A 3,461-nucleotide genomic window follows, 5' to 3' on the forward strand; every position below is an offset into this window, starting at 1 on the left:
GTCGGTACCGGCTCTGTGCGAGCCGGTACCGACGCCGCCCCGGTGTGTGGCCAGGTGGGCGTCCTCAGTCCCGCAAGCCCACCACGCACCACTCCAGGACCGCCATCGCGGCCGTCATCTTGTGGTGGGCCTGCCGCCAGGCGAGGCTGCGCTCGCCGTCCAGGATCTCGTCGGTGACCTCCTGGCCGCGTACGGCGGGCAGGTCGTGCAGGAACACGGTGTGCGGGCCGCTGTGGCGGTCGAAGAAGTCCCGGTCGATACGGAACCCCTCGAACGCGGCCAGCCAGTTCGGGTCGGCCTTGGGCACGCCCATGGTCTGCCAGCGGCTGGTGTAAATCGCGTCCACCGGACCCTCGACCGCGTCCGGATCGGTGATCTGGCCGACCTGGTGATGGCCGCTGCTCAGCTCGTCGACCAGGTCAAGGGTGCTCTTGGGCACCTCGTAGTCCTCCGGGCACAGCAGGGTGACCCGCAGCTCGGGGACGAGCGCGCCGGCCAGCGCGAGGGCGGCTCCGGAGCTGTTGCCCTCGCCGACGACGAGCAGGTGCCGCCCGGCGAGACCCCCGAAGTGCTCGGTGAGCGTGGTCAGGTCGGCGATGGCCTGGGTGGGGTGCTCGTCCAGGCTGAGCGCGTTGACCACGGCGAGGTCGGGGCTGGTGCCGAGCCGGCGCATCTCCTCGACGTCGCCGTTGGTGCGGACGACGAGCGCGTCCAGGTACTGGCCGAGGACGCGGCTGGTGTCCTCCACCGTCTCGCCGGTGGTCAGCTGGAGTTCGTCCGGTCCGAAGGTGATGACGTCGGCACCCAGCCGGGTGGCCCCGCTCCAGAACGACGTACGGGTCCGGGTGGAGGACTTGCGGAAGTAGATGCCCACCTGGCGGCCGGCCAGCGGACGGTCCTCGACATCCCCGCGACCGAACTCGACGGCACGGGCGACGATACGGGCGAGCTGCTCGGGCCGGAGGTCGGCGAGCGAGATCAGGTTGCGCATGGTGGAAGGCCTTTCGGTGACGGACGGATGCCGGGAGGGAAGGGGAAGGGCAGGTGGTCGGTCGATGGGCGGGGGCGGCGCTCCAGTGATCGGGAGTGGATTCGTGAGGGCCGCAGGCCAGTGGGCAGGTGGCTGGTTCAATGCACCAGGGCCCCGGACCGGTGGGCCGCCGCCCCGGCGCGGTCCGCCGCGAGTCCCCGGACCAGGTTGAGGACGCCGAACCGGCTGGCACTCTCCCCCGCGGCCGGCAGTCGGCGGACCAGCCCCCGCAGCATCAGCGCGTGCACCTCGCGTGCCACGGTCGTGGCGGGGACGGCCAGTACGGCGGAAGCCTGCTCGGCGGTCCAGCCGTCGGCCAGCGCGCCCAGGTTGCCGAGGAGGGTGGCCTGCGTGTCGTCCAGCCGGTCCACGGCCGCGGCGAGCAGTGCCCTCAGCCCCTCGCCGTTCACGTCGGAGAGGGTCGCGTCGTCCACGAGTTCGAGCGGGTTGGTCCGGGCGATCCGCAGCAGCTCCTCCAGCGAGTGCAGCAGCAGCCAGGACGCGGCGGACTCCATCGCCCGCGGAACCCCGTCCAGGGCGTGGCAGACCCGGGCCACCGTGCGCACGACGGAGTCCGTGGGCAGCAGGTCGGGACGCATGTGGCCGACGTAGGACAGCATCAGTTCCACTGCGGGCTCGCTGGCCGTGAGGGACGCCCCCGGCAGCGGTGAGGCTGCGTCGGCGGACGGCTCCGGGGCGGGCAGCGGCAGCGGGGCGAGCGGCAGTAGCCGGTTGCCCGGGGTGCGGTGCGGTTCTCGCGCGGTGATCAGCACCTTGAGGCGCTCGCAGCCGTACAGCAGCTCCAGAAGTTGCGGGACCAGGCGCGGTACGGCGTCGTGGCCGTCGAGGACCAGGAGGGCGGCGCGATCGTGTATGACCGAGGCCAGTTCGTCCAGCCCCGGCCCGTCGGCGGCGAGGGAGCGCGCCCAGCCGGTCAGCGCGGCGCGCGGGCTGCGGGCGGTGCCGGACGCCGGTGCCGTGGCCGCCGTGCTCATGTCGACCCAGAGGACGGGCATCCGGTCGCGGGTGTGCAGCAGCAGCGCGGCCTCCTGGGCGAGCCGGGTCTTGCCCACGCCCGCGACACCGACCACGGTCAGCAGCCGCTCGTGCTCGGTGGCGAGCAACCCGGTCAGGGCCCGCAGTTCCTCGGTCCGGCCGACCATGCGGCGCAACGGCTCCGGCGGCGGCGTCAGTTCGGCCCCGAACGCCGCGCGCATCACGGTGTCGGCGGGAGCACCCTCGACGGCGAGTTCGAGCGCCGCGCGCCGGGCGTCGCCCAGCCGCATGGCGTCGGCGAGCAGCCGGAGCGTCTCCCGGCGCGGGTGCCGCACCCGCCCCTGCTCCAGGTCACGGATGGCCCGCACGCTGACGGTCGACAGGCCGGCGAGCTGTTCCTGGGTGATTCCCGCCCACCGGCGTGCCGACCGCAACTGTTTCGCGAGTCCGTCCGTCACTGCCTGCTCCGTCATGACCACTCTCCTCGACTTGCGTGTGGGGCCCGTCGGCGAGGGCCTGTCCCGGTACCACCTAGTGGACTTCAAGGTGGCGGCGGTGCTTACCGAACGCGTACCGCCTCGTTACCAAGGACAGGGAACGGGCTATGATCCGGGCGCGGACGGGGATTCGTGACCTGGGGGAGGTTCACCGACATGACCGATGCCGAGGCGGGTTCACTGCGCTTCAACGTGCTCGGCCCACTGGAGGGCTGGGCGGACGGCTCCCGGCTCCGGCTGAGCGGACTCATCCAGGAACGTGTACTGGGCACCCTGTTACTGGAGACCGGCCGGGTGCTGCCGATCGACCGTCTCGTGGAGTCCGCGTGGGCGGAGAACCCGCCCGCCACGGCCTCGCACCAGGTGCGCAAGGCCGTGGCCAATCTGCGACGGCGCATTCCGGCGGGCGGCGAGGTCATCGTCACCGACGGCCCCGGCTACCGCGTGGTGCTCGGCCAGGAGCAGCTCGACCTAACCGAGTTCGGGTTGCTGGTTCAGACGGCCAGGAACGCGGCGGGCCAGGGTCGGCCGGGCGAGGCGGTCGAGGCGCTGCGCCGGGCGCTCGGCCTGTGGCGCGGCCCGATCCTGTCCGGGGCCGGCGGGCCCGTGATCGAGGCGGCGGCCACCGCGTTCGAGGAGCGCCGGCTCGCCGCCGCCGAGTACCTCTTCGAGCTGCGGCTCGGCTTCGGCGAGGGCAGCGAACTCGTGGTGGACCTGCGGGACTTCGTGCAGAGCCATCCGCTCCGCGAGACCCTGCGCGCCCAGTTGATGCTGGCACTGTACCGCGCGGGCCGGCAGGCGGAGGCCCTGGAGGAGTACGGCCGGGTACGCGAACTCCTCGTGGAGGAACTGGGCGTCGACCCGGGCCCCGGCCTGACCAAGGTGTACGAGGGGATCCTGCGCGAGAGCCCGGAGCTGGCCGCGCCCACTCCCCCGCC

3 protein-coding genes are annotated in these 3,461 nt (G+C 72.9%); 1 reads left to right on the top strand and 2 read right to left on the bottom strand.

What is annotated here, in order from left to right; all coding sequences use genetic code 11:
• Window positions 1-64: 64 nt before the first annotated feature.
• Together C1I97_RS33520 and C1I97_RS33525 are read right to left on the bottom strand one after the other, a co-directional pair.
• Complete coding sequence (locus C1I97_RS33520; protein WP_111006790.1) at window positions 65-991, bottom strand: ornithine carbamoyltransferase; 927 nt, start codon at window positions 989-991, stop codon at window positions 65-67.
• Window positions 992-1,128: 137 nt separating this feature from the next.
• Complete coding sequence (locus C1I97_RS33525) at window positions 1,129-2,499, bottom strand: helix-turn-helix domain-containing protein (protein WP_111006791.1); 1,371 nt, start codon at window positions 2,497-2,499, stop codon at window positions 1,129-1,131.
• 180 nt (window positions 2,500-2,679) lie between these two features.
• Between C1I97_RS33525 and C1I97_RS33530 the strand changes: the two genes are divergently transcribed.
• Window positions 2,680-3,461: AfsR/SARP family transcriptional regulator (locus tag C1I97_RS33530; RefSeq protein WP_146608373.1), on the top strand; the 782-nt coding region annotated here is incomplete at its 3' end.

The sequence above is a fragment of the Streptomyces sp. NTH33 genome, assembly GCF_003236365.1.
Lineage (GTDB): Bacteria > Actinomycetota > Actinomycetes > Streptomycetales > Streptomycetaceae > Streptomyces.